This window comes from Flavobacterium flavipigmentatum, assembly GCF_020911905.1.
Taxonomy (GTDB): domain Bacteria; phylum Bacteroidota; class Bacteroidia; order Flavobacteriales; family Flavobacteriaceae; genus Flavobacterium; species Flavobacterium flavipigmentatum.
In genome coordinates, this window is the sequence record NZ_CP087133.1 from 3,296,524 (window position 1) to 3,322,352 (window position 25,829).

The window sequence follows — 25,829 nt, forward strand, 5'->3', positions numbered from 1 at the left end:
CAAAATACAAATTGTCATTTGACTTACCAAACATTTATGCGTTGTTTTCAAACGATAACACACTTAATCATAAGGCCTTCAGAATAAGATGAATTTATTAGATTTCCAATATATTTCAGACGTAACCAAATAAAAATCTAAAGTATCCATTTACCAATTCGCAGTAGGTATTAATTTTTGTATGAAGTAATCTTGTCCTATTAAATTATTAAAAAAACAAATCTACCATGAACAAGAAAAGCCTTATATTACTAGCAATTGTTTTCTTTTTTCTAACTCAAATCAGTTACAGTCAATTTGATGAAAAGCGTACTAAAATAGAAATTAGTATCAAAGATGGAAATAAAACGATAATTGTGCCTGTACGCTCTTCAACAGTATCTTTTAGCAGATCAGCAAATTCTGTAAAAGATACAGAGAATAGCAATGATTTAAAAAATTATTATTTGTCCATCGATTTTGAAAAACAGGATATCAACTTATTGCGCGCTTTCGCTAAAAACAAGACGGGAATCGACGGTGAATTGACTATGATTGATATTTACGGAAAAGCACCATCAAGAAAATTTGAATTTAAAGGAGCTACATTAGATGCTTTAAGTGACCAGTTAAATGGCGATTATTCGAGCTCGTATTTTTCATTGAATTGCCGCTCCTTAATAATAGACGGTGTAACTTTAGAATAGTATAAAATGTCACAACTTAAATATTTTACAAGGAATGGCAATAATTATGTCATGAAAAGAGAATTAGGTTTTGCTATATTAATTAGCATTGGACTTGCCGCATTTGCTGTGGGAGGAATCTGGATCAATAATATGGCTATGTTTTGGATTTTTGGTGTTTTATCCATTTTTTGTATTATTTCTATTTGGTCAAAACAGGTGATTATCGATTTAAAAGCAAATGAAATAATAGTAAAAGTGGGATTAATTGGGAAACCTGTTCCTATTCCGTTACAAGATTTTCAAAATTTTGAATTGATAAGAATGAAGCATTTTTTTGTTACGATCAACACATCACTAAACGTAAATTATTTAAAGGATGGAAAAGAAAAATCTATTTTGATTGCTCAAGGATTTACTGCCAGAGCAATGCAGAATTTAGCAAATGAATTAGACGAAATACTGAACAGCAATGAACATTCGTGAAAGATACAATATAAAAGAAACATCAGATTCTTTTTCATTTCAGCCAGCAAAACCGCTGCAAAAATTATCGCATTGGTTTTTGGCTGGTCTTTTTGCAGGAGCTATCGTATTGCCTTCTTTAAGGGAAATTTTAGACGAAGCTTTCTTTTATGCCCTTTATATTTTATTGGTTTGTGGTGTACTCAATAGCTTATACGATATGATGATCAAAGCGAAAATACTTTATACTTTTGATCTCAAAAATAATTCGATTTATCGAATGAGCCCCTTTTCTGCAAACAAAAAAATTATGAAACTCGAAGAAGCAGTTATTTTTGTCAGCTCCGAAATGGGAAGCTGGCATTATAGTTTGGGGGCTAAAAAAAGTCATTTTATAAAAAGTTACGCGATCAGCGAAAATTTCGGTTCAGGAAAAAAAAGCGAACAAAAAGAAGAAGAATACGAAAAACAAGTTTTAATGAAAATCAACAAATTGATTGATTCAGTTCATGCTTCAAAAAATTAGATTGATACGAAATTTCTAATCCAAAAAAAATCTCCGAAATCTAATGACTTTGGAGATTTTTTAATTTGCGGATTCTTTCAGAACTATTTAAGAATCATTTTACTCAAGATTTAAAGGAGATTACAATTATATAAAATAGTTTTTTTATTGAATTTATATTAGAATTTTGATTGGAAATAAACGCTATTCTAAACTATGATTCCACTAAATCATGCAATCTCTGCTAACGTATTATCAGTAGCAATAAATTTTATCTTAAAATTATTCAATACAATATTATTTCTGAAGATCTTTACTTTTTAAAATCAGTAACGATCTTTCCATCAAAACGGTACACACCCTTCATAGATCCAAACCAAATATTCCCATCACTAGCTTCTAAAATCCCAAAAAGACCGTTTCCACCTGACTTAATTTCGGTTATAGTAGGCTTTTTATCAGACAAAGACTTTCCATCATACCGAAAAAGTGCCCAAACTTGGCTATTATCCCTTTGCGAACTAGTCCAAATGTTGCCTTTTTTATCTTCGATGATAAAACCCACAAAATTTTTTGTAAAATTGATCAATGCATTACCATCATAGCGCCAAAGACCATCAGCCCCACCAAGCCAGACATTTCCTTTTTTATCTTCGATTAAAGAACGAACATTTTTAAAAGGTTTGTTATCGTGTGTAAAAACAGAGAATGTTTTACCATCATAAACAAAGGTGTTACCTCTTGTGGCAAACCAAAATTTACCTTTTGTGTCTTCAATAATAGAAGTAATTTCATAAGGACGTCTATTAGGAAAAGTTTTTCCAGTTCGATCCTCATTCATTACATTCCCATCTATTATATAATTTCGAAAGGACATCCCGTCATAACAGCTTACACCCCCAGAAACACCAAACCAAATTTTGCCTTTTTTATCTTCATAAATACTTGTAACTTCATTGTTAAGCAATCCCTCATCGGTCGTAAAATTCTGAAAGGATTTCCCATCGTAACAATAAACACCTGAGCCTATAGAACCGAACCACAAATTGCCTTTTTTATCTTCTAAAATAGAAAAAAAACGTGTCGAAATCACTTTACTTGTAATGTTGGTAAAAGACTTTCCATCGTAACGAAAAATACCAGAAAATGCAGCGATCCAAATGTTGTTCTTTTTATCTTGTATAATATTTCGAGCTATCCATTCAGGTCCTTCGGAGGTGATTACATCATTGGTTTCGGGATTGATAATAATTTTTTTTCCTTCTGATTGGTTTTGTCGACAAGAGATTGTCATAACGATTAAGAATGTACAACAAATTTTGAATATATAATACTTATCTAATTTTAATTTCATATAAATGGTATTTTTTAATGATGCACAATTGTATATTATACTATCTCAGTAGAATATTTAATACTTTCATTACGCAATGTACTATAAAGTTTCAAAAAAGAATATTTGAGATTTAATTATTTTTTAAAATAACAAAAATAGAAGCTGATGGATTTGTGAAGAAAAATATCTTTAATAAAATACTCCTTAATTTCTTAAGGAGTATTTTGGTGGAGTATCAGGGATAAAAGTTTGAAAGTTTGAATACCTAGTCACTATTTTGATGTTCTTAGATAAGGTAAAATTATGGTAGAGTATAATTTGATCAACTTAAAAAACCAGTAACCAATTCAATAATTTTTTCAGGATTTTCCTCTATCATATAATGCCCACTATCTATAATTCCTTCTACTTTGCAGTTAATTGCCACATAAGGTAATCCCATTTTTATATAGTTGTAACTTGAGTTACTCCCGATACCCAAAACCGGAATGGTCAACGGCTTATAGTTTTTCGAATCTTCTATATCTTGTGTAAAACTTTGATACCATGCATTAGAAGCACGTATATTTTCAGGGTTGTTGTATACTGATGCATAAACTTCCCGTTCAAAATCAGTCATTTTTGTATCATCCAGCATTACATAGGAAAAAAGATAATCAAGCAGGTACCTGAATCTGTCTTCTAATAATTTTTCAGGAAGATGCTTGACCTGATTAAAGCCCATCCACCATACATAGGGCATGTTAATATCCATTTTATTTGTAAACGTTCCTTTTGCCGGTATCAGCGGCATTTGCAACATACCCTCAGTAGGATGAGCACCATCCATCACAATCAATTTATTAATTACCTCAGGATAATTAAAGGCAAAACTCATTGCTATCATACCTCCAATATCATGCCCTAAAAGGTTTACTTTTTCAAATCCCAGATGCTTTGTAAGTTCATAAATATCTTTGGCCATTGTTTTTTTGTTATAACCATCTTCTGGTTTTCCAGAAGTCCCCATACCTCTTATGTCAACAACAATTACCCTATAACTTTTTGCAAGTTGGGGTGCAATTCTATGGAAAGAATACCATGTTTGCGGCCATCCGGGCAGGCATAATAAGGGCATACCGCTACCACCTTCTACATAATGCAGTTGTATACCATTCACCACTGTATATTTATTTTCAAATCCCAACCAGTTTTTAATAAGCTCTTCATCAGAGTACTGGTCAGTGCTGTTCTTTTTATTTTCAATATTCATAATTCTAAGTATTTAAATATTATCTTCTACTTTAGACCACATCAAATTGAGATACCTATCGTTATCAAGTGCTTCGTGATGTACTAAAAACATACTGTATAAGTACTGTGCCTGCTGCCATTTTGGGTATAGCTCATCTTCTCCGGCAGAGTCCTGTGCCCGCTGTATTTTATTGTAAGCAGAGAATCCTTCCATAGAACCCATATCAACAAGTTTAAATTTTTTATCTTTATATTGCTCGCTTAAGGCAACCAAGTCGTTTGGGCTAACTCTGAAACTGGCAATTCTTAAATATCTTGGTGTTGTAGCATCGAGTGCAGCTTTCGCAGTAAAAGCCGCTGTATCGTCCATGGTTGTGAAATCAATTTTCCAGTCGGCTTTATCGTCATAATAAGCGACCGTTTGACCTTTTACATTAAATAGCGGAGTATTGTATCTTAAAATATCAGCAAAGCATCCATTAAAAATAGTAGTGGCTTTGATAGAGCTTTTTTCAAGGTGATGTCCAAACTCTTTTCTTAAATCAAAATTCCTATTTTCACCCTCGGGGATATTTGTAAATTCGGAAGAAAAATCTGAGGGTATAAAACGTGGTACTCCAGCTGCAATAGCTGCGTGTAATAGTTCTAATTGTGCATTAACAATTACATCATATAATCCTGTAACGGCAGATACCACACATGAAGCACCCTGGCATATAGGGGTAAGTTCTTTTTCTTTAAATTGAGTAACTTCAATAATCTCAACTCCGATTTTTTTAAGGGCATCAACTTTTAAGGGATTGCTACTATCGCGTACGATTGCTTTAACATGAGTCCCCGCTTTAATTAATTCCGTACAAATACGATGGCCTAAATTTCCGGTAGCGCCGGCTACCACAATAGTGTTTTTCATTGTCATTATTTTTAATGCAAATCTAAAACGCCATTGTCATTTAAAAAGCTACCATTTGGTAGGTAATTACTATTTGATGTTTTTTCGTATCCTGCTTAATGCATTTGGAGTGATACCAAGGTAGGAGGCAATTTGTTTTACGGGCACTCTTTTCATTAATTCGGTATCACGCATAAATTCTAGGTAGCGTTCTTCTGCCGATAACGTTTGAAAACTAATAATTTGATTAATCATTCTGATAGCCATGTTTTCCCAGGTAATCCTGCCAAATTCCTGCCAGGTGGGAATTTGTTTGTACAATATTTCCATGTCATCTCTATGAATGCAAAATAATTCTGTTTTTTCGATAGCTTCAATATTAAAACGTGTGGGGAGTTGAGGATTTAAACTCGATATTTCGGTAAAAAACTCATCTTTAACAATTACCCATGCTGTTAGTTGTTCTTCATAATCTCCGTAATAAAAGCGCAAAGCCCCTTTTTTTATAAAATAATAATGATTAGCAATTTGGCCTGTTTTTAAAATAAACTGTCCTTTTTCAAGCATCATTTCTTGAAAATTAGACAAAATATGCTCTAGCTCATCTGCGCTAATTACTACTTTAGATTTAATAAAATCAGATAATTGTTTCATTGAATATCATTAAAAATTGTGCTAAGATACAATTCAAATGCAACCGATTCTGAGAAAAAGTTACTTAGTAGTTGCGAAAATAATTGGAAGCCTTGTTTGGGATTAAAAAAAAATAGCGGCTTGGCAGAAAAATAAATATAAAAAAAACTCCTTAATTTCTTAAGGAGTTTGTTGTGGGCGATGAGGGGTTCGAACCCCCGACCCCCTCGGTGTAAACGAGGTGCTCTGAACCAGCTGAGCTAATCGCCCTTTGTTTAAAGGTGTGCAAATATACATCTAGAATTTGTATTTGCAAGGATATTTCGAAAAAAAAAGAAATATTTTTTGATTTAATTTTTAGTGATCTCTTTTACAGTGTTTTATTTTTTGAATTTTAAAGCTTTTTAGAAGTGGCTTTTTACTTTTTATTAAAATATTAAATCTAAATGTTAACATTCTTTTGTATTCAGGGGCTATAGTCATACATTTGCTGTACTTAATTGTATATACAAATGGCAAGATTTCAAGAAAATGATTTACCCAAAGCTAAATTAGACTCTAATTCACTACAAAAAGCTTTACGAATTTTTAAATATGCTAAAAACCATAAATGGAAATTTTTTGTCGGACTTGTTTTTTTACTGCTGACAAGTGCAACGGCTCTGGCTTTTCCTAAACTGATGGGAATGCTGGTAGATTGCGTTACCAATAAAGACTTAAACAAAGCCAACGAAATTGCGCTGGCATTGATGGGCATACTGACGCTACAAGCCATTTTTTCTTTTTTTAGAATTTCACTTTTTGTAAATTTTACTGAGAATTCCTTATCCAACATACGTTTTGCGTTGTATGAGAATTTGGTAAAATTACCCATGTCTTTCTACTCACAAAAACGTGTAGGTGAATTGAACAGTCGAATTAGTGCAGATATTTCGCAATTGCAAGATACTTTTACCACCACCATTGCAGAGTTTTTAAGACAATTTATTTTGATCATTGGAGGGTTTGTTATTTTAGGAAGTATCAGTCCGAAATTGACATTGATGATGTTGGCTATTGTGCCGGTTGTGGCTGTAGCGGCAGTTATATTTGGTCGCTTCATTCGAAAATACGGTAAAAAGACACAAGATAAAGTAGCAGAAAGTCAGGTAATTGTAGAGGAAACGCTGCAAGGAATAAGCAATGTAAAAGCTTTTGCTAATGAATGGTACGAATTAGAACGTTATAAAAATAAAATCAAAGAAATTGTAAAAATAGCCATCAAAGGCGGGCAATACCGAGGTTATTTTGCATCGTTTATCATATTATGTCTTTTTGGTTGTGTGGTAGCTGTGGTTTGGTACGGAATTACACTAACAATAAAAGGTGAAGTTCAGGGCGTTGGAGATTTAATTTCGTTTGTACTTTATACCACTTTTATTGGGGCTTCTTTTGGAGGAATTGCAGAAATGTATGCTCAGATTCAGAAGGCCGTGGGTGCTACAGAACGCGTTTTTGAACTTTTGGAGGAAACTCCAGAAGAAATAAATGCCAATAAAAAAGGAGTTATTTTAGAAAAAATCAAAGGAAACGTGACTTTTAAGAATGTTGCTTTTAGTTATCCTTCAAGAAAAGAAATTGAGGTACTAAAAGATGTTAATTTCTCTGCCGATTTTGGGCAAAAGATTGCTCTTGTAGGACCAAGTGGTGCAGGAAAATCGACTATTTCTTCGTTGTTATTGCGTTTTTACGATATTACTTCGGGTGAAATTTTGGTAGACGGGAAAAGCATTTACGATTATGATTTAGAAAATCTTCGTGGCAATATGAGTATTGTACCGCAAGATGTTATATTGTTTGGAGGTACCATTAGAGAAAATATTGCTTACGGAAAACCCGATGCTACTGACGAAGAAATTTTTCTGGCTGCGAAACAAGCCAATGCGCTAAATTTTGTTGAAGGTTTTCCGGAGAAATTCGAGACTTTGGTAGGAGAACGTGGTGTAAAACTATCTGGAGGACAGCGCCAACGTATTGCAATTGCAAGAGCTTTGCTTAAAAACCCGAGTATTTTGATTCTAGACGAAGCTACTTCTTCATTAGATAGTGAAAGCGAAAAACTGGTGCAGGAAGCTTTAGAAGTTTTGATGGAAGGAAGAACCAGTATTATTATTGCGCACCGTCTTTCGACCATTAGAAAAGCAGATAAAATTCTGGTGTTGGACAACGGAAAAATTACCGAAGAAGGAACACATCAGGAATTAATGAATCTAGAAAACGGAATTTATAAAAACTTAAGCAATCTTCAGTTTAGCAATTCTTAAACTGGAATTTAAAAAAATGTGTATGCGTTTATAGACTTTGTGTATGCGTTTATGGAGGTTATGCATGCGTTTACGTAGGTTGTGCATGCGTTTTTAGACTTTGTGTATGCGTTTATGGAAGTTGTGCATACGTTTATAGAGATTGTGTATGCATTTATAGACTTTGTGCATACGTTTTCAGACTTTGTGGGTACGTTTATAGGAGAGTGTCCAAAAATCTGTGTAAAGTTTTGAGAATATTTTACTATCAGAGTAAAGTAACTATAGCAATTGCACCTAATTATTTTTCGTAAAGGAAATATTGTTTGAGGATGTTATCTTCAAATTCGATAAAAAAATCAAACATATTAAAAATAAAAAAACTCCAATTTTCATTGAAGTTTTTTTGTATTAGTGTAAAAAACAGAGTATTGTTCTATTTTCCTTTTCTTCTTTTGCGTTCTGCTTTGATCATTGATAGTTCACGGCTTGTTTGGCCTGCCACAGAAGTGTTTTCTTCGGCACGGCGAATCAAGTATGGCATCACGTCTTTTACAGGACCGAAAGGTAAATATTTGGCTACATTGTACCCGTTTTGGGCCAAATTGTAACTAATATTATCGCTCATACCGTATAATTGTCCGAACCAAATTCGGTTATCATTTTTTGCAATGTTTTTGGCTTGCATCATTTCCATCAATTTGTACGAGCTCAATTCGTTGTGCGTTCCTGCAAAAATAGCCATTGTTTCCAGGTGTTCTAACATATAATGTACAGCCGCATCATAATTATCGTCTGTGGCTTGTTTGGAAACACAAATTGGAGAAACATAATTTTTTTCTTCGGCCCTTTTTTGTTCTTTTTCCATGTATGCACCGCGAACGAGTTTCATACCAATATAAAAACCTTCTTTTTTTGCTGTTTCGTGCAAATTTTTTAAATAATCCAAACGATCCCAACGGTACATTTGCAAAGTATTAAAAACAATTGCTTTTTCTTTGTTGTATTTGCGCATCATATCGGTCACCAAATCATCAGCTGCGTCTTGCATCCAACTCTCTTCACCATCAATCAATAATGCTACATCTTTTTTATGTGCTTCACTGCAAACGTGGTCAAAACGAGCTACTACTCTATCCCACTCTGCTTGTTCTGCGGCAGATAATATTTGTTTTTCTCCTAATTTTTCATACAATTCAAAACGTCCAAAACCAGTTGGTTTAAAAACTGCAAACGGAATAGCCAATCGTTCTTTGGCAAATTCAATTGTTTTGAGTGTCATTTCTAAAGCGGCATCAAATTGCTCCTCTTCTTCTTTTCCTTCTACCGAATAATCTAAAACAGATGAAACGCCTTTGGTAAACATTTTGTCTACTACCGAGATACAATCGTTTTCGTTGATTCCGCCACAAAAGTGGTCAAAAACAGTGGCACGAATTAATCCTTCTACCGGAAGATTTGCCTTAATGGCAAAATTGGTAACAGCAGTCCCTATCCTCACCAAGGGTTGGCTGTCAATCATTTTAAAAAGAAAATAAGCTCTATCAAGTTCGGTATCGCTTTTTAATGAAAACGCGACTTGAGTGTTATCGAATATTTTTTCCATTTAGGGTATTTTTTTGTGCAAATATAGACTGATTTTAAATATTATTTAGTTAAAAAAGCCTTATTTTGCGCTTTCAATTAACCGAAGAACTATGCAATCTATTCAAGCCAATAATTATCACGTGCATTTTAATCAAAATGCTTACGAAGCTTTACATAAACATTTAAAAGAAAATAAATATTCAAATTTGTTTATTATAGTTGATAATGAAACAAATGAGTATTGCCTTCCGAAGTTTTTGCCTTTACTGGAAACCGATTTGACGATAGAAATTATCGAATTTGAAGCTGGCGAAGCGAATAAAAACATCGAAACATGCATTCAGATTTGGAATGTTTTGACCGAGTTGGGTGCCGATAGAAAATCGCTTATTATTAATTTGGGCGGTGGCGTTGTGACCGATTTGGGTGGTTTTGTAGCTTCTACATTTAAACGTGGTATCGATTTTATAAACATCCCCACTACTCTATTGTCTATGGTGGATGCTTCTGTGGGAGGAAAAACGGGTGTTGATTTGGGCAATTTAAAAAACCAAATTGGCGTGATCAACGTACCACAAATGGTGTTGATTGATACGGATTATCTTGAAACGCTGCCACAAAGCGAAATGCGCTCCGGACTTGCCGAAATGCTAAAACACGGACTTATTTATGATGCCAAATACTGGAGACAGTTTTTGGATTTAAAATCTATTGATTACGCTGATTTTGATGAATTGATTTATCGCTCGGTTGAAATAAAAAACGACATTGTAATTCAGGACCCTACAGAAAAAAACATTCGTAAAGCACTGAATTTCGGGCATACTTTGGGTCATGCTATAGAAAGTTATTTTTTGGAAAGCGAAAGCAAAAAAACATTATTACATGGCGAAGCGATTGCGATTGGTATGATTCTGGAAAGTTATATTTCGATGCAAAAAAAACTGCTTACAGCTACAGAATATGCAGAAATTAAAACGGCTATTAAAAGTATTTATGACGATGTACAAATTGAAGAAAATGACATCGATCCGATCTTAGAACTGCTTATTCATGACAAAAAAAATGAGTACGGAACCATTCAATTTGCGTTAATTGAAGGTATCGGAAAAATCAAAATCAACCAATTGGTTGAAAATAAATTGATTCTGGAAGCGTTTGAAGATTATAAATCGTAAACTTTTTTAATCAAAAGCGTTGCTTTAGGTATATATTATTTTTTACATTTGCCCCAATGAAAACAAACAAAAAACAAAGAAGATTCAGTTCTTACAGAAACCGTCTCAAGAGTTCCTTGCTAAGGATCCTGAATCGCTTTTATGCGAGTAAAAGCCCTTTTTGTTTTGATGTTTTTTTATATTCGAAAGCAGAAAACGAAAAACTGCAAATTGTATTTGCCAATATTAGGGTTTGAATGATGATGGAACACCGTTTACATCATTATAAATTACATCCTTAATATCACAAAATAAATGAATACAAAATATTCTGACTTAATAAATCAAACGTATTATTTTCCACAAGAGGAATTTAAATTAAACAAAGACAACCTTCAGTTTCACAACATCGATTTGATGAAATTGGTTGAACAATATGGTACGCCACTAAAATTTACGTATTTGCCTCAGATTTCTGAGAACATCAATAAGGCAAAATCATGGTTTAGAAAATCCATGGAAAAAAACAAATACGAAGCCAAATATTACTATTGTTATTGTACAAAAAGCTCTCATTTTGAATACATTATGAATGAAGCCTTCAAGAACAACATTCATATAGAAACTTCGTCAGCTTTTGATGTAAATATTGTTGAAAACTTGCTTGAAAATGGTAAAATAAACAAAAGTACCTATGTTATTTGCAATGGTTTTAAGAGAGACGAATACATTAGCAACATAGCAAGATTGATCAATAACGGACATAAAAACACGATACCGATCATTGATAATTATGAAGAACTTGATTTGCTTCAGGCAGAAATAAAAGGAAAATTTAAAATCGGAATCCGTATTGCAGCTGAGGAAGAGCCAAAATTTGAGTTTTATACCTCGAGATTAGGAATCGGTTACAAGAATATTGTTTCTTTTTATAAAAAACAAATTCAGGAGAATGATAAATTAGAGCTTAAAATGCTTCACTTTTTTATCAATACAGGTATCAATGATACAGCCTATTATTGGAACGAGTTGGTAAAATGTATTAAAGTATACATAGCGCTTAAAAAAGAATGCCCAACTTTGGATGGTTTGAACATCGGTGGCGGTTTCCCGATTAAGAACTCGCTTGCTTTTGAGTACGATTACCAATATATGATTGATGAAATTATCAATCAGATTAAAATTGCATGTGATGAAGCCGAAGTAGATGTTCCTAATATTTTTACAGAATTTGGATCGTTTACAGTAGGTGAAAGCGGTGGCGCAATCTATCAGATTTTGTATCAAAAACAACAAAATGATAGAGAAAAATGGAATATGATTGACTCGTCTTTTATTACCACTTTGCCAGATACTTGGGCTATAAACAAACGTTTTATTATGCTGGCGGTAAACCGCTGGAATGATACGTATGAGCGGGTTCTGTTAGGAGGTTTGACTTGTGATAGTGACGATTATTACAACTCAGAGCAAAACATGAATGCGATTTATTTGCCTAAATACAACAAAGAAAAGCCATTGTATATTGGTTTCTTTAATACGGGTGCGTATCAGGAAACTATTGGAGGTTATGGTGGATTACACCACTGTTTGATTCCACAGCCTAAACATATTTTGATAGATCGTGATGAAAATGGAATTTTGGCTACTGAAGTTTTCTCAGAGCAACAAACATCAGATGATGTATTGAAAATTTTAGGTTATACTAAAAAAGTATAAAATAAAACCTGCAAAATAAAAGTTAATATCCATAAAATTGTTAATTTGCAGTATCATCCAAAAAGGTTAAGCTTTTAATTCAAAAACAAAAAAAAAGAAAAAAAAATGAAAGGACCAATCAGTCAGTTTATTGAAAAACATTATTTACACTTTAACTCTGCTTCTTTGGTTGATGCTGCAAAAGCATACGAGCAACAGCTTGCAAATGGTGCCAAAATGATGGTAAGTATGGCTGGCGCAATGAGTACAGCAGAAATTGGTAAAATTTTTGCCGAAATAATCAGACAGGATAAAGTTCAGATTATTTCATGTACTGGAGCCAATCTAGAAGAAGATATCATGAATTTAGTAGCACACTCTCACTACGAAAGAGTGCCAAACTATCGTGACTTGACTCCGGAAGATGAATGGGCTTTGCTTGAAAGAGGATTGAATCGTGTTACTGATACTTGTATTCCTGAGCACGAAGCATTTCGTCGTTTGCAAAAACACATTTACAAAATCTGGAAAGATGCAGATGATAAAGGAGAACGTTATTTTCCGCATGAATTCATGTATAAAATGTTGTTATCAGGCGTTTTAGAAGAATATTATGAAATTGATTTGAAAGACAGCTGGATGTATGCCGCTGCCGAAAAAAACCTTCCTATTATTGTACCAGGCTGGGAAGATAGTACTATGGGTAATATTTTTGCCTCTTATGTAATAAAAGGTGAGTTGAAAGCCTCTACTATGAAATCCGGAATTGAATACATGACTTTTCTAGCAGATTGGTACCCAAAAAACAGCACAAACGGTATCGGATTTTTTCAAATTGGTGGTGGTATTGCTGGAGATTTTCCTATATGCGTGGTACCAATGTTATACCAGGATATGGAAATGCATGATATTCCGTTTTGGAGTTATTTTTGCCAGATTTCAGACTCTACAACCAGTTATGGTTCGTATTCTGGAGCTGTTCCTAACGAAAAGATTACCTGGGGTAAATTAGATATTAAAACTCCAAAATTTATTATTGAGTCGGATGCTACAATTGTGGCGCCTTTAATTTTTGCTTATTTATTAGATTTATAGTATATTTATGAAAAGAGTTATAGTTGACTACGCTAAACTTACCAATGAAATTTTAAACCTTTTGGTAGAAAAGTTTCCTGATGGTTATGATGATTCGGATGTTATCCGTTTTAGAAATGCTAAAAACGAATTGATCGAAGCTGTCGAAGTGCGTACTGAAGACACTATTTATTTAGTAAAAATCAGTACTAAACTTGCTGATAGAATTGAGAATTATGATGAAGATGATGAAATCGACGTAGATGTTGATATCATCGAGCCAGTAAAAGGACTAGATCTTGATGATGATATTGATGATGACGATGAAGATGAAAATCTTGACAAACCTGATTTGGATGGTGGCGATGATGACGATGACGAGGATAAAAATGACGTTGCAGACGATTACGAAGATGAAGATGACGAAGATTAATACATAATCTTTTAAAAATAATTTAAGGAACTCTTTTCAGGGTTCCTTTTTTATTAATTAAAATTAAAAGAGATTTTATTTATAAGAAAAATAGTATATTTAATCTCTACAAATATCAGCTAGATGAATTCAGATTTACTACACGCCAAACTAAAAGAAAATTTTGGGTTCGAAAAATTCAGACCCAATCAGGAAACGATTATAAACACGATTCTTTCTGGTCATGATGCTTTGGCAATTATGCCTACCGGTGGCGGAAAATCAATATGTTTTCAGTTGCCGGCATTGGTTTTACCCGGAATCACCATTGTCATTTCGCCTCTTATTGCATTGATGAAAGATCAGGTTGATAGTCTAAAAACCAACGGAATATCCGCATGTTACATCAACAGCAGCCAATCTTCTGAGGAGCAACAATTTTATATTGATAACTTAAAATCAAACACCTTCAAACTGGTTTATATTGCACCAGAAAGTTTGTCTTATCTGGATAGTATATTCAACCAACTTACTATTAGCCTTATAGCGATTGATGAAGCACACTGTATTTCTTCCTGGGGACATGACTTCAGACCGGCTTATACCAATTTGGGGTATCTAAAAAACCGCTTTCCCTCTACTCCTGTTCTGGCTCTAACGGCTACTGCCGACAAGGCAACACGCACCGATATCACCAAACAATTAAACCTGAAAAATCCTAAAACTTTTGTGGCTTCGTTTGATCGCCAGAATCTAAGTTTAGAAGTGCGACCTGCGCTCGATCGTGTCAAACAAATAATTGATTTTGTTCAGAATAAGCCCAACCAATCAGGAATTATTTATTGTTTAAGTCGAAAAACTACCGAAGAACTGGCTGATAAGTTACTAAAAACCGGCATTGCTGCAAAAGCCTATCATGCTGGTTTAGACAGCAAACTTCGTGCAAAAACACAAGATGCTTTTATAAATGATGATTGTCAGGTAGTTTGTGCTACAATTGCTTTCGGAATGGGAATCGATAAATCAAACGTACGTTGGGTGATTCATTATAATTTGCCTAAAAATATTGAAGGCTATTATCAGGAAATTGGTCGTGCCGGTCGAGATGGTTTACCTGCAGAAACGGTTTTGTTCGAAAGTTACGCAGATCTGATACAGCTTCAGAAATTTGCTTCGGAAGGATTAAATTCGGATGTGCAATTGGCAAAATTAGAAAGAATGAAGCAATATGCGGATGCATTGAGCTGTAGAAGAAAAATTTTGCTGTCTTATTTTGGTGAGTTGGTAACTGAAAATTGTGGCAATTGTGACATTTGTAAAAAGCCTCCCATTTTCTTTGATGGAACAATTTTGGCTCAAAAAGCGTTGTCTGCCATCAGTCGTTTACAAGAATCGGAACCCTTGGCTGTAATTGTTGATTTTTTGCGCGGCTCGAGAAACGCATATATATACGAAAAAAATTATCAAAGCTTAAAAACGTACGGAATTGGCGCTGATATTTCCTGGTACGACTGGAACCAATATCTGATTCAGCTAATAAATTTAGGGTATTGCGAAATTGCCTTTCATCAACACAATAAAATTTTACTAACCCCTTTTGCAAAAAAAGTTTTATTTGAAGGCGAAAAAGTAAAATTGACAACTGTAATCAAAAAAACAATTGATAAAGCCGAAAGTAAAGAAGCAAAAGTAAAAGCTGTAAAAAATTCTCTTTTTGAGATGCTCAGAAAATTACGCTATGAAATTGCCCAAGAAGAAGAAGTTCCTGCGTATGTAATTTTTAGTGATGCTGCCTTGAGGCAAATGGAAACGTTGCGTCCTATGAGCGATGAAGAATTTATTGCTATTGATGGTGTTGGAAACGCAAAATTAGAAAAATATGGTTCCGCCTTTATAAATGCCATAATCGAATTTCATAAAAGTAAAAAGACAACAACCAAAACAAAAAAAGAAGGCAGCACTTATAAAATAACTTTAGAACTTTTTGAGAACGGACATACCGTAGAAGAAATTGCACAAAAACGAAATCTCGGACAGACAACTATTGTTTCGCATTTAGCCAAATTATATGTTGATGGTTATGACATAAACATACAGCAATTTGTTTCAGATGAAGAGATTGAATTACTTCGCAAGGCACAAATAAAGCTAGAATACCCAACGGCTTTAAAGCCTTATTTCGATTATTTTGAAGAGAAAGTTTCTTATGATAAAATTAGATTTGGACTTGCTATTGTAGAACGAAAAGAAAATGCTTCTGAAGTCATTAAAATTAAAACATAAGAACAAAGGTATGTTATATGTCATTTATGTAAGTTTCTAAACAAGCCCTCTCGTTCCTCGGGACAACATACTTTGTAGAAAGTAACATTTTTAGATAAAAAATTACGATAGCAATAAAAAATCCTGTGAAGTGTATTTCACAGGATTTTTATATTTTAAACATTTCAAAATTCTATAAATATCTTTCTTCAAAAACTTTTTGATGGTGTTTTTGATGTCCAATAATTACAAAACCTAAGGCCCGAACTGAGATGTTGTTGTTAGAAGCTGTACCGATTCTCTTTAATTGTTCTTCTGATAAACTTTTGTAAAACAACAAATTAGAATGTCGCAAGGCAGAAAATTCTGTTAACAAATCCTGAATGCTTCTATTGTTTGAATTCGTACTGTTGGCATAAGAATCTTCATCAAAACTAGGCAAAGAGGTATTGTCATTTCTTGAAAAACGTAAAGCGCGATAGGCAAAAATACGCTCACAATCGATAATGTGCTGAATAATATCTTTGATTGTCCATTTCCCTTCTGCATAACGGTAATCAAATTTATGCATAGGGATATTTTGTACAAATTTAATAAACTGATGCAAACTGATTTCCAGTTCTTCGATTAAAGTAGTATCGCCAGCTTCACGAATATAATTTGTAAATCCGCCCGAATATTCATTTTCCAATAAATCACTTGTTGTCATGGTATACGTTTTATGAGATTTAAAATTTTTAAACTATAATAGCATTAAGCTGAATTTCGACTTGCATTTGTATTTCCGAAAAGAGATCGGGTTACGATTTTTTCGTATACTTTGATCAGCTCCTCATTACTATCTTTTTCTTTATTCAATTCGTTAATTCTCAACAAAGCATATTGTTGTATTGTCAAGAGCGGCAATACAATACGTTCTCTTACCTGAATTGAAGCTATACCATCTGGATAATTTTCCATGAGCTGTTTATGATCGGCAATTTTGAGCAAAAGTCGTTTTGTTTCTAAAAATTCATCGTAGATAATTTGCCAAAATTCACCAAACTCAGGGTCTTTTTTCATGTAAGAGGTAAGCGGGAAAAATGATTTTGCCAAAGACATCATACTATTCTCAAGAAGAGTTTTAAAGAATAATGAGTTGTGATACAAATCATGCACCTTATCCCATTGATTAGTATCTTCAAAATGTTTCAATGCAGTACCCACTCCAAAAAAACCAGGGACATTTTGCTTCAGCTGACTCCAGGAACCCACAAAAGGAATCGCTCGTAAATCTGCAAAATCCAGTTGATCAGACTTGCTTCTTTTTGATGGACGACTACCAATGTTTGTTTTAGAATAATATTTTAACGTACTCATTTTTTCTAAATACGGAATAAACTTCGGGTGATTCTTGAAGTTCAAGTATTTATTATACCCTAAATCAGCTAGTTGATTCAAAATTTCTTTTTCATCAGAAGTCAATTCATTTTCTCCTTTACTAAAAACCTGATTGGTAACGCCAGCACTCAAAAGATTTTCGATATTGTAACGACAAGAATCCAAAGTGCCAAAATTAGAACTAATTGTTTGTCCCTGAACCGTAATCTGAATTTCGTTATTTTCAATTTCTGGTCCTAAAGAAGCATAAAACTTGTGTGTTTTTCCACCACCACGAGCCGGAGGTCCACCACGTCCATCAAAGAAAATGGCTTTGATATTGTATTTTCTCGAAATCTCAGTCAAAGCAATTTTTGCCTGATAAATACTCCAATTTGCCATCAGATAGCCACCATCTTTTGTTCCGTCTGAAAAACCAAGCATAATGGTTTGTTTATTTCCTCTGGATTTTAGGTGTTTAGAATACTCAGGATTAGTATACAACTGCTCCATGATTTCGTGAGCGTTCTGCAAATCATCAACCGATTCAAAAAGCGGAATAATATCAACCGTAGGATCTTCCCAATTATTCAAACGAATCATTGCAAACGTTTCCATAACATTTAGCGCGCTTTCATTGTTACTGATAATATAACGATTAGCGCCAAATTCTCCATTATTTTGCTGAATTGTTTTAATTGCCTGAATAGATTCTAAAGTAGATTTAGTAATTTCATCATTAAAGTCATTCGGATTCAACTTCCCTTTTACTTTAGATAAAACTGTGATTTTTTCGGACTCAGACAAATCAAAATAATTTTCCGGAAAAACTCCTGAGCCTGACTTCAAATAATAATCGACAATATCATGGAAAACAGCATTATGAATTTTACTATTTTGACGAATGTCTAAAGTAGCAAAATGAAATCCGAATAGATTAATTTTTACCAAAAAAGCTTCCAATTCATCCAGATACAAAGATTGATGTTTTTCGATAATGATGCTTCTAATTTTATTCAATTGCGTTAATAATTCTTCCAAAGTGATATAAATTTCACCTTTAGAATAAAATACAGAACGATATAGTTTATGTTCAAGTTCAGATACTAAAGTATCTACACCTGAGAAAGTTAACTTTCTTTTTAAATTTCTCATCTCTACATAATAACACTTTAAAATAGAAGTACGCAAACGATCTGCAACCTTTAGTGTTATTTCTGTTGTAACAAAAGGATTCCCATCACGATCTCCACCCGGCCAAAATCCAAGTTTGATTAGTTGGTTTTTTATCGCATCACCCTGAAGCATGTTTTTTTGTAAATAATGAACAATTTCGCCTGATGTAGCATAAAAAACATTCTCTAGATACCAAATCAAACTTACAGCTTCATCGTACGGATTTGGTTTTTCGTTCTGAATAAAAGGAGTTTTGCCTAATTGAGCTAACAGTTGTTTGATTTTAAGCAAATCATTAGAACGGATTGCAGCAGTCAGGTCATTTATGATTCCTAATACGGGACCAGGGTAAAACTGCGTTGGATGAGCGGTTAAAACCGTTCTAACATTAAAATTTTCAAGAAATTCAACCAATTCCTCTCCTTTTTCTTTGGCTTCAGATTTTTCTTTAATATCACGAAGCGATCCTCGGCCTTCCATATTATTTACAGCAGGAAAAGCAGCATCTTCTATAGCATCAAACAAAACAATTTGTCGCTCTATATATTGAATAAATCGAAACATTAAATCGATTTTTTCAGTCTCAGAAGCATTATTCAGGTATTTATCAGAGAAAAAATTAAAGATTTCTTTTGGGGTTTCCTGTTTTTTAAAACCTGTTTCGCAAGTTTCTGTAAACAAAGGAAGTAAAACTCCCGTATTGTCTATAGAATCAAAAGGCAAGGTTATAAATACACTATTATAAATGTGGTATTTTGAGAGAACATCTTGATTAAAGCGCTCAATTTTTGGTAACGTGTACATAATCGTGTGTAGTTGGTTGGTTAATAGGTCATAAAAAAACCCCAAGAATAAACTTGAGGTATATTTTTATATAGCATTCAAGAAAAATTGTTACATATTTTTAAAAATAGTATGCATCAAACGTTTCTTATCATTAATACTTTCTTCTAACGAAATCATAGTTTCTGTTCTGTAAACTCCTTCAATATCGTCAATCATAAAAATAACTTCTTTGGCATGTTTAGTATCTTTTGCTCTGATTTTACAAAAAATATTAAATTTTCCTGTTGTAACAGAAGCCACAGTAACAAACGGAATTTGATTGATTCGCTCTAGCACAAATTTAGTTTGTGAGGTATTATTAAGAAATACACCGACATAGGCAATAAATGAATATCCTAATTTATCATAGTCTAACGCTAATGAAGACCCCATGATGATTCCTGCGTCTTCCATTTTTTTCACTCTAACATGTACTGTTCCAGCAGATATCAATAGTTTTTTAGCGATGTCAGTAAACGGAACTCTCGTATTGTCTATTAACATATCTAAAATCTGGTGATCTACTTCATCTAAACGAAATTTACTCATAATTCTTTAATTAATATTACTAATTGCTATTACAAAGTATAAAAATATATATAAAAAACAACAAATTCACATAAAAATTAACTTTTTATCAAACCGTTAACAAATTTAGTATTTTTATTTAAATAAAAATCTGCTTTTTGATTCATTTTCGGAAAATTACTAAAATCATCCGAATACGTTGCGCCTTTCGCATCATATTCATAATGGCCATAATAATTTTCTAATTCACCTACTTCAATAATGTAAGCGTTAAAATGAATCTCATTTTCAATCAATTCTTCTTTGTATTGTGCGACAAAATTCGTAATAATTTCGATACCATCATAATTTATTTTGATATTTTTATACATAAAATCATAAAAAAGGACTTTATTTTGTGAAATATTCAAATAATCATTAATTCGATTATCAACTAAATCGTTTTCGCTTAAAATCCTAAAAGCAGATAAAAGTGAGAAAAATAGGAGTTTTCTGGTGGTTTCACGCTGATAATCGTCTGGAAAATGTCCTGCTTCAAACAAAATGGTTGGCGCACCCAAAAACTGAAAGGTATCTCCAGTACAATTAAAATTAAAAGCATCACTAAATCGGCCTATTTGCCCCGGAATATACTTTTTTAACACATCATTGATACCTGCAATAAGGTTAATTGCCTTCAAACGTGAGTCATTTATATCACGTTCTTCGTTGTACGCAGGCGCCAAAAAAGAGACCGTAGCTGGCATTTTCGTATCACCCACGGCATATATGGTACGCTGATCATGAAGGTTAAAACAATAATGTGGCTGAAATTCTTCAAAGATTTGACGTAAAAGTTTGCTCTCGGGTTGTGTCAAATTCTGGGCATCACGATTTAGGTCTATCACATTAGCATTTTCGCGCGTATAAAGCTTTGCTCCATCGGGATTTAACATTGGAATAGCGTAAAAAGTAAACGTTTTAAGCATTTTTTGAGCATCTTCTGAGTCACCATTCAAAAAATTGATAAAATCAAACAGTGCTTTGGTAGTAGTGCTTTCGTCACCATGCATTTGCGACCACATATAGATACGTGTTGTACCAGTACCAATTTGATAACTATAAATAGGTTTATCCAAAACAGATTTTCCTATAATTTTCACCTGATTATTGGTGTTTAATCGATCTAATAAAGGTTGAATATGATCTAAAGTAATGTAACGACCTTTTATAGATTGTTCTTTGTATTGACTAAATAATTCTTCTAAATTCATTGTTTCTTAATTAGTTTACAAAAGTAAACATCTTTATTTTTACAATTGTAAACAATAAAAAATTACAAAAAGTTATAATTGTAAACAGCCTTTTAGCCTTTGTAACTGGGTTTTATGGTTATTTAATTGACAAATGTTATTTATAACTCTTTTAATGCTTAAATATCTGTTTTTCATTATATTAACACACTTTATATATAGCTAAACATTACACAATATACCTCTTAAAACATAATTTACAACTGTAAAATTGCTTTATTGCTTTCTTTTAGTTACATTTGTAAACAAGTGATTTCTAAATAACAATTTACAATGGTAAACATCGATGATTTTGTAAAAAGACTTGAAATAATATTGGATTATTATAGCTTAAATGCTTCTTCTTTTGCTGATAAAATTGGCGTACAGCGATCTAGCATGTCTCACCTACTTTCGGGAAGGAATAAGCCTAGTTTAGATTTTGTATTGAAGATACTGGATGTTTTTCCGGATGTAGATTTGTATTGGATATTAAATGGTAAAGGGAGTTTTCCTAAAAACAGAGAAGAACCTATCATTCAAAAAAATAGTAGTTTACCAGAAATTACAAATTCATACACTCTTTCTCCTCTAGAAAATAATGTTTCCGGAGATTTATTTTCTGAAATTAATTTTTCAGAGAATAAAAAAGAACTACCAAATATTCCCGAAGTAAAAAATAATACTACAGCTGTTGAAGAAGAAATTGAGAAGATTGTATTTTTTTATAAAAACGGAACCTTTAAGGTCTATACACCGTAATCTGAAAATAGCTCGTATTTAAAAAAAAATAAAACTATTTTTCGTTTAGCGTATTCTCACGAAGGCAAAAAAAGCGCCCTCTTATTCAATTTAATTGTTTAAAAAAAAATAACCCCAATTCAAATACATGAATTGAGGTCATTAATAACAAAAGTACTAATTCAATATATTTATTTTCTCAAAAGAAAAACAGAAGTTACTCCTGCTTCCAATCGTATATTTTTTGGAGCAAAGTCCCCAGAAGCAGTTGGATAACTGTACGTAAGCACTTCTCCGCCCGCATTTAGTCTTTCTGCAACATAAATGTTTTTTGTTGTACTATCATAAGCCACATCTACAGGATTTCCTAAAAGTGAGTTTGGTCCATAAACTCTAATTTGGTTGGTCATCATAATGGTACCCGCTGCCGCAGTAGCATTAAAAACACTTGAGAAGTTTTTTATTATAATCAAACCTCCATCTGTTCCAGAAGTTGCACTTGCCACATCGGTCAAAATCATTACATCATCTGATGAAGAATAGGTAATTCCGTGCGAACGCACCAAACCTTGAATCGTGACACGTTTTGTAGGGGCAATATTTCCGGAAGCATTATTCATAAAATCCTTGTATTGCACAATATCGCCTGTTAAATCGGCAACTGCATACAAATCATTTCCTGCCATGTGAATTCCCCAAAGTTTAAAATCTGTTGTAAAAGTCTTGGTCAGAGTAAAACCCGTACTAGTCATTTTATAAACAAAAAGTTTGTTTATCATACCGTTAGAAGCAAGTTGGTCTTGAGTCACCACTACTACATCTCCAGAAACTGCCGTCTCTCTAGCATTTGTGAAATCTCCAGTTACACTATTTAATGCCAAAGTCAGATTATCGGTTCCCGCTGTAATAGCAGTTTTGATTCCCGTATATTTTTCTAGTCTATTATTGGTTCTCGAAGCTACGATAACAGCATCACTCATGCTATCATAAAAAACGCCTTCTGCATCGACAGAAGTTATTGTAAACGATTTTACCATTGCAGAAGCAGGCAATAAATCAAGATATGTAATTTTTCCCGAGGTATTACTCGAAGTAACCAAAGTAGCCTCGGGCGAAGCTGGTGGTGTATTTTGAGAATCGTCGTTATCGCATGAAATAAAAAGAAATATTAAAAGAGCCGAAGTAATCATTACGTTTTTCATAAGTATAATTTTTATAGTTTAATTTACTTACGAAAAATTCAATCTTTTAGTTTTATTTTTTTAACTCATATTAAAATAAGTAGCTGTTTTCAGGTATTTTACCCAATACTCCGGCGTAAAATCTTTTTAAAATTTGCAGATCGGCGTCATAATCACCTGTAGGAAAAAAAGGTTCTCCCAGTTTGACGGTTTTTTTGCCCCAGTCAAAAGCAACCGGAACAATGGGCACATTTGCTTTTAATGCAATATAATAAAAACCTGTTTTAAGCTCATGTGTTTTTTTGCGAGTTCCTTCTGGTGCAACAGCCAGGCGAAAAACTTCTTTCCTGTTAAAGATGGCTACAATAGAATCAACTTTGTTTAAACCTCCGGTACGATCCAAAGGCTCTCCTCCTACATTTCTAAAATAATAACCAAAAGGAAACCTGAATAATTCTTTCTTTCCCACCCAATTCATTTGCAAGCCCGAAATCCCGCGGGTAAAAAGCCCTAAATAAAAATCATGATTGCTTGTATGCGGTATCACCACCATAACACATTTTTTTATTTCGGCATTCTCTATTCCTTCTATTTTCCAGCCCATTAGCTTAAAAAATATGAATTTGTATAATTGTTTCTTCATTAAATTGTATTCTACGTTGCAAAATAAAAGATTTAAATGGTAAATTTGAGTAAAAGTGCAATAAATGATTCAAAAAATACTCAGTTATATTATTCCAATTAAAATTTTTAAGAAAAAATCCGCCCGAAGTAAAACTTTAGAGGTAACTTGGGCAAATGGCGAATTGGTTCTCGATTCTGAAAACACCAATTATTCCTATGGAAGTTTACAGCGTATATTAAGGTACGGATTACGAAATATAGGATACGGAAACATCCTAAAAATGGATCATATCTTACTATTAGGAGTTGCCGGTGGAAGCGTGATCAAAACTCTGACAGACGAAGTGCAATATCCGGGAAAAATCACAGGAGTCGAAATCGATCCTGACATCATAACCATTGCCAATCAATACTTTAAACTTAATGAAATCAAGCAATTAGAAGTTGTTATTGATGATGCTTTTGAGTTTGTACTCCGAACAAAAGACAAATACGACTTGATCATTATTGATATTTTTGAAGACATAAAAATGCCTAATTTTTTGTTCGAAAGTTTCTTTAGCGCTCATCTTTGCTCTCTGTTAAAAAACAGAGGTTACATTCTCTTTAACACCATGATTCTTGATGAAGAACACAACGTACGAAATCGAAAATACATTGCTGAAATAGATCAAAAAATATTTACTACCAAAATGTTGCCTCGCATTGAGGATCATAACGAACTAATTATCATCGAAAAAAAACTTTAAATCAACCCTGTTATGAAGACACTAGCCTCTATTTTAAAAGCCTTACCCCGAACAAAAGTAATAGATTCAAGTATTGATTATTCAGTATATATTCCGCTAGATTTATCTGTACTCAATAAAGAGATTGGCGAAAAAAAGGCTCCAAACGCTTCTGATTTTGAAGTATACATCCAAAATTATTTAGAAAAAAATGCTGTAAAAGTAGCCTACGGCGGTTATATCGAGACCAGAAACATGTACAAACGAAGTGAGATTTTCAAAAAAGACTCAACTTTAGAACGTGACATACACATCGGCCTTGATTTATGGATAAAAGCCGGAACACCAGTTTTGGCTGCACTTGACGGAAAAGTACACAGTTTTAAAAATAATATTGGATTCGGTGATTACGGACCAACCATTATTTTAGAACATCAGATAGATGATGAAGTTTTTTATACTTTATACGGACATTTGTCGTTAGAAAGTATAGAGCACTTAACCGTTGGGACTTTCTTTAAAAAAGGAGAAAACTTGGCAACTCTAGGAAAATCATTCGAAAATGGAGATTACGCACCACATTTGCATTTTCAGATTATTAGGGATATCCAGGATTATTGGGGCGATTATCCCGGAGTTTGCAATATCAACGATTTGAATTTTTACATAGAAAACTGTCCTGACCCAAATTTATTATTAAAAATAACATAAATAGTTATGAAGAAAGCCTTATTGATCTTAAGTTTGTTATTAATCGTAGGATGTAAATCAAAAACGGTTAGCAGAGATACCGACGATTTAAAAATCAAGAAAGTAGTAGAAGCCGAAATCAATTCTAATCAGCAGAAAAAAGCGTATCAGTTAGGAAAACGAGTTTTAGAAACGTGCAACACTTCTAAATTTAAGCCTTTTGACGAAACTGAAGTGACCAAAACGGTTATGGAAAACACGACAGAAGAACGTTTGACCAAAACCTGTTTGAAGTTCAGACAGTTTTACGGAAGTTTTATTGATTTGAAATTAGATGGCGTTTACAAAACCAGACAGGAAACAATTTATCGTTATCATGCGCTGTACACAAAAAAAGTAGCCAATAAAGAACTTCGAATTTTTGTAGACGAAAGTAATTTGATATCTGCCATAAAATCAATGGATTGGGATGAAAGTTTTGATGCTAAAATTAACTAAAAAATAA

At 33.2% G+C, this 25,829-nt stretch carries 24 protein-coding genes and 1 tRNA gene; 13 read left to right on the top strand and 12 right to left on the bottom strand.

What is annotated here, in order from left to right; genetic code table 11:
• The first annotated feature begins 227 nt into the window (after window positions 1-227).
• The 3 genes from LNP22_RS14205 to LNP22_RS14215 are packed head-to-tail and all read left to right on the top strand — an operon-like array spanning window position 228 to window position 1,656.
• Window positions 228-686, top strand: a complete 459-nt coding sequence (locus LNP22_RS14205; protein WP_229974042.1) for a hypothetical protein — start codon at window positions 228-230, stop codon at window positions 684-686.
• Between the two features lie 6 nt (window positions 687-692).
• The gene (locus tag LNP22_RS14210; protein WP_229974043.1) at window positions 693-1,151 is read left to right on the top strand and encodes a hypothetical protein; all 459 of its coding nucleotides are present in this window, start codon (window positions 693-695) and stop codon (window positions 1,149-1,151) included.
• Window positions 1,138-1,656, top strand: a complete 519-nt coding sequence (locus LNP22_RS14215) for a hypothetical protein (protein WP_229974044.1) — start codon at window positions 1,138-1,140, stop codon at window positions 1,654-1,656. Before LNP22_RS14210 ends, LNP22_RS14215 begins: the two co-directional genes overlap by 14 nt.
• A 292-nt stretch (window positions 1,657-1,948) precedes the next feature.
• Here the strand turns inward: LNP22_RS14215 and LNP22_RS14220 are convergent, their stop codons facing one another.
• From LNP22_RS14220 to LNP22_RS14240, 5 genes are all read right to left on the bottom strand, one after another.
• Complete coding sequence (locus LNP22_RS14220; RefSeq protein WP_229974045.1) at window positions 1,949-2,989, bottom strand: ligand-binding sensor domain-containing protein; 1,041 nt, start codon at window positions 2,987-2,989, stop codon at window positions 1,949-1,951.
• Window positions 2,990-3,293: 304 nt separating this feature from the next.
• Entirely contained in the window at window positions 3,294-4,223 is a 930-nt protein-coding gene (locus tag LNP22_RS14225; protein WP_229974046.1) for an alpha/beta fold hydrolase, read from the bottom strand.
• Between the two features lie 12 nt (window positions 4,224-4,235).
• Window positions 4,236-5,123, bottom strand: coding sequence for an NmrA family NAD(P)-binding protein (locus LNP22_RS14230; protein ID WP_229974047.1), 888 nt, complete (start codon window positions 5,121-5,123; stop codon window positions 4,236-4,238).
• A gap of 63 nt (window positions 5,124-5,186) precedes the next feature.
• Window positions 5,187-5,750 (bottom strand): Crp/Fnr family transcriptional regulator, encoded by a 564-nt coding sequence (locus LNP22_RS14235; protein ID WP_229974048.1) that lies wholly within the window; start codon window positions 5,748-5,750, stop codon window positions 5,187-5,189.
• A 174-nt stretch (window positions 5,751-5,924) separates the two neighbouring features.
• Window positions 5,925-5,999, bottom strand: a tRNA-Val gene (locus LNP22_RS14240).
• Window positions 6,000-6,241: 242 nt separating this feature from the next.
• On the opposite strand from LNP22_RS14240, the gene LNP22_RS14245 reads away from it, so the two are divergent.
• Window positions 6,242-8,032 carry an ABC transporter ATP-binding protein gene (locus LNP22_RS14245; protein ID WP_210667190.1) on the top strand — a complete coding sequence of 597 codons (1,791 nt, stop codon included), beginning with the start codon at window positions 6,242-6,244 and terminating at the stop codon, window positions 8,030-8,032.
• A 415-nt stretch (window positions 8,033-8,447) separates the two neighbouring features.
• Here the strand turns inward: LNP22_RS14245 and LNP22_RS14250 are convergent, their stop codons facing one another.
• Entirely contained in the window at window positions 8,448-9,617 is a 1,170-nt protein-coding gene (locus LNP22_RS14250; protein WP_229974049.1) for a proline dehydrogenase family protein, read from the bottom strand.
• 91 nt (window positions 9,618-9,708) lie between these two features.
• On the opposite strand from LNP22_RS14250, the gene aroB reads away from it, so the two are divergent.
• From aroB to recQ, 5 genes are all read left to right on the top strand, one after another.
• On the top strand, window positions 9,709-10,776 hold the full coding sequence (gene aroB / locus LNP22_RS14255) for a 3-dehydroquinate synthase (RefSeq protein ID WP_229974050.1): 1,068 nt from the start codon (window positions 9,709-9,711) through the stop codon (window positions 10,774-10,776).
• A 294-nt stretch (window positions 10,777-11,070) separates the two neighbouring features.
• Entirely contained in the window at window positions 11,071-12,474 is a 1,404-nt protein-coding gene (locus tag LNP22_RS14260; protein ID WP_210667193.1) for a type III PLP-dependent enzyme domain-containing protein, read from the top strand.
• A 105-nt stretch (window positions 12,475-12,579) separates the two neighbouring features.
• Window positions 12,580-13,548, top strand: a complete 969-nt coding sequence (locus LNP22_RS14265) for a deoxyhypusine synthase family protein (protein ID WP_035681188.1) — start codon at window positions 12,580-12,582, stop codon at window positions 13,546-13,548.
• A 7-nt stretch (window positions 13,549-13,555) separates the two neighbouring features.
• Window positions 13,556-13,960, top strand: coding sequence for a DNA primase (locus LNP22_RS14270; RefSeq protein WP_210667195.1), 405 nt, complete (start codon window positions 13,556-13,558; stop codon window positions 13,958-13,960).
• A 123-nt stretch (window positions 13,961-14,083) separates the two neighbouring features.
• Entirely contained in the window at window positions 14,084-16,222 is a 2,139-nt protein-coding gene (gene recQ, locus LNP22_RS14275) for a DNA helicase RecQ (RefSeq protein WP_229974051.1), read from the top strand.
• 172 nt (window positions 16,223-16,394) lie between these two features.
• On the opposite strand, the gene LNP22_RS14280 is transcribed toward recQ, so the two are convergent.
• From LNP22_RS14280 to LNP22_RS14295, 4 genes are all read right to left on the bottom strand, one after another.
• The gene (locus tag LNP22_RS14280; RefSeq protein WP_229974052.1) at window positions 16,395-16,910 is read right to left on the bottom strand and encodes a DinB family protein; all 516 of its coding nucleotides are present in this window, start codon (window positions 16,908-16,910) and stop codon (window positions 16,395-16,397) included.
• 44 nt (window positions 16,911-16,954) lie between these two features.
• Complete coding sequence (locus tag LNP22_RS14285; RefSeq protein WP_210667198.1) at window positions 16,955-19,540, bottom strand: phosphoenolpyruvate carboxylase; 2,586 nt, start codon at window positions 19,538-19,540, stop codon at window positions 16,955-16,957.
• A gap of 90 nt (window positions 19,541-19,630) precedes the next feature.
• Window positions 19,631-20,110, bottom strand: a complete 480-nt coding sequence (locus LNP22_RS14290; RefSeq protein ID WP_007805990.1) for an Lrp/AsnC family transcriptional regulator — start codon at window positions 20,108-20,110, stop codon at window positions 19,631-19,633.
• A 77-nt stretch (window positions 20,111-20,187) separates the two neighbouring features.
• Window positions 20,188-21,342, bottom strand: coding sequence for a M14 family metallopeptidase (locus tag LNP22_RS14295; protein ID WP_229974053.1), 1,155 nt, complete (start codon window positions 21,340-21,342; stop codon window positions 20,188-20,190).
• Window positions 21,343-21,654: 312 nt separating this feature from the next.
• Here LNP22_RS14295 and LNP22_RS14300 point away from each other — a divergent pair, with 312 nt between their 5' ends.
• Complete coding sequence (locus LNP22_RS14300) at window positions 21,655-22,122, top strand: helix-turn-helix transcriptional regulator (RefSeq protein ID WP_229974054.1); 468 nt, start codon at window positions 21,655-21,657, stop codon at window positions 22,120-22,122.
• Window positions 22,123-22,292: 170 nt separating this feature from the next.
• On the opposite strand, the gene LNP22_RS14305 is transcribed toward LNP22_RS14300, so the two are convergent.
• Window positions 22,293-23,303, bottom strand: a complete 1,011-nt coding sequence (locus LNP22_RS14305) for a hypothetical protein (protein WP_229974055.1) — start codon at window positions 23,301-23,303, stop codon at window positions 22,293-22,295.
• Window positions 23,304-23,373: 70 nt separating this feature from the next.
• Window positions 23,374-23,925 (bottom strand): 1-acyl-sn-glycerol-3-phosphate acyltransferase, encoded by a 552-nt coding sequence (locus tag LNP22_RS14310; protein WP_229974056.1) that lies wholly within the window; start codon window positions 23,923-23,925, stop codon window positions 23,374-23,376.
• A 64-nt stretch (window positions 23,926-23,989) separates the two neighbouring features.
• On the opposite strand from LNP22_RS14310, the gene LNP22_RS14315 reads away from it, so the two are divergent.
• From LNP22_RS14315 to LNP22_RS14325, 3 genes are read left to right on the top strand one after another with little or no spacing between them, the layout of a single operon-like run.
• A complete protein-coding gene (locus tag LNP22_RS14315) occupies window positions 23,990-24,655 on the top strand; it encodes a spermidine synthase (RefSeq protein WP_210667203.1) in 666 nt (221 codons plus the stop codon).
• 12 nt (window positions 24,656-24,667) lie between these two features.
• The gene (locus LNP22_RS14320; RefSeq protein WP_229974057.1) at window positions 24,668-25,345 is read left to right on the top strand and encodes a peptidoglycan DD-metalloendopeptidase family protein; all 678 of its coding nucleotides are present in this window, start codon (window positions 24,668-24,670) and stop codon (window positions 25,343-25,345) included.
• 6 nt (window positions 25,346-25,351) lie between these two features.
• A complete protein-coding gene (locus LNP22_RS14325) occupies window positions 25,352-25,822 on the top strand; it encodes a hypothetical protein (RefSeq protein ID WP_229974058.1) in 471 nt (156 codons plus the stop codon).
• Window positions 25,823-25,829: the final 7 nt, after the last annotated feature.

Excerpts from the sequence above, each read along its gene's own strand:
- LNP22_RS14220 (WP_229974045.1), bottom strand. The coding sequence starts at position 2,989 with ATGAAATTAAAATTAGATAAGTATTATATATTCAAAATTTGTTGTACA.
- LNP22_RS14320 (WP_229974057.1), top strand. The coding sequence starts at position 24,668 with ATGAAGACACTAGCCTCTATTTTAAAAGCCTTACCCCGAACAAAAGTA.
- LNP22_RS14300 (WP_229974054.1), top strand. The coding sequence starts at position 21,655 with ATGGTAAACATCGATGATTTTGTAAAAAGACTTGAAATAATATTGGAT.
- LNP22_RS14210 (WP_229974043.1), top strand. The coding sequence starts at position 693 with ATGTCACAACTTAAATATTTTACAAGGAATGGCAATAATTATGTCATG.
- LNP22_RS14205 (WP_229974042.1), top strand. The coding sequence starts at position 228 with ATGAACAAGAAAAGCCTTATATTACTAGCAATTGTTTTCTTTTTTCTA.
- LNP22_RS14325 (WP_229974058.1), top strand. The coding sequence starts at position 25,352 with ATGAAGAAAGCCTTATTGATCTTAAGTTTGTTATTAATCGTAGGATGT.
- LNP22_RS14260 (WP_210667193.1), top strand. The coding sequence starts at position 11,071 with ATGAATACAAAATATTCTGACTTAATAAATCAAACGTATTATTTTCCA.
- LNP22_RS14310 (WP_229974056.1), bottom strand. The coding sequence starts at position 23,925 with ATGAAGAAACAATTATACAAATTCATATTTTTTAAGCTAATGGGCTGG.
- LNP22_RS14315 (WP_210667203.1), top strand. The coding sequence starts at position 23,990 with ATGATTCAAAAAATACTCAGTTATATTATTCCAATTAAAATTTTTAAG.
- aroB (WP_229974050.1), top strand. The coding sequence starts at position 9,709 with ATGCAATCTATTCAAGCCAATAATTATCACGTGCATTTTAATCAAAAT.
- recQ (WP_229974051.1), top strand. The coding sequence starts at position 14,084 with ATGAATTCAGATTTACTACACGCCAAACTAAAAGAAAATTTTGGGTTC.
- LNP22_RS14295 (WP_229974053.1), bottom strand. The coding sequence starts at position 21,342 with ATGAATTTAGAAGAATTATTTAGTCAATACAAAGAACAATCTATAAAA.
- LNP22_RS14235 (WP_229974048.1), bottom strand. The coding sequence starts at position 5,750 with ATGAAACAATTATCTGATTTTATTAAATCTAAAGTAGTAATTAGCGCA.
- LNP22_RS14245 (WP_210667190.1), top strand. The coding sequence starts at position 6,242 with ATGGCAAGATTTCAAGAAAATGATTTACCCAAAGCTAAATTAGACTCT.
- LNP22_RS14265 (WP_035681188.1), top strand. The coding sequence starts at position 12,580 with ATGAAAGGACCAATCAGTCAGTTTATTGAAAAACATTATTTACACTTT.
- LNP22_RS14225 (WP_229974046.1), bottom strand. The coding sequence starts at position 4,223 with ATGAATATTGAAAATAAAAAGAACAGCACTGACCAGTACTCTGATGAA.
- LNP22_RS14270 (WP_210667195.1), top strand. The coding sequence starts at position 13,556 with ATGAAAAGAGTTATAGTTGACTACGCTAAACTTACCAATGAAATTTTA.
- LNP22_RS14285 (WP_210667198.1), bottom strand. The coding sequence starts at position 19,540 with ATGTACACGTTACCAAAAATTGAGCGCTTTAATCAAGATGTTCTCTCA.
- LNP22_RS14290 (WP_007805990.1), bottom strand. The coding sequence starts at position 20,110 with ATGAGTAAATTTCGTTTAGATGAAGTAGATCACCAGATTTTAGATATG.
- LNP22_RS14230 (WP_229974047.1), bottom strand. The coding sequence starts at position 5,123 with ATGACAATGAAAAACACTATTGTGGTAGCCGGCGCTACCGGAAATTTA.
- LNP22_RS14280 (WP_229974052.1), bottom strand. The coding sequence starts at position 16,910 with ATGACAACAAGTGATTTATTGGAAAATGAATATTCGGGCGGATTTACA.
- LNP22_RS14305 (WP_229974055.1), bottom strand. The coding sequence starts at position 23,303 with ATGAAAAACGTAATGATTACTTCGGCTCTTTTAATATTTCTTTTTATT.
- LNP22_RS14215 (WP_229974044.1), top strand. The coding sequence starts at position 1,138 with ATGAACATTCGTGAAAGATACAATATAAAAGAAACATCAGATTCTTTT.
- LNP22_RS14250 (WP_229974049.1), bottom strand. The coding sequence starts at position 9,617 with ATGGAAAAAATATTCGATAACACTCAAGTCGCGTTTTCATTAAAAAGC.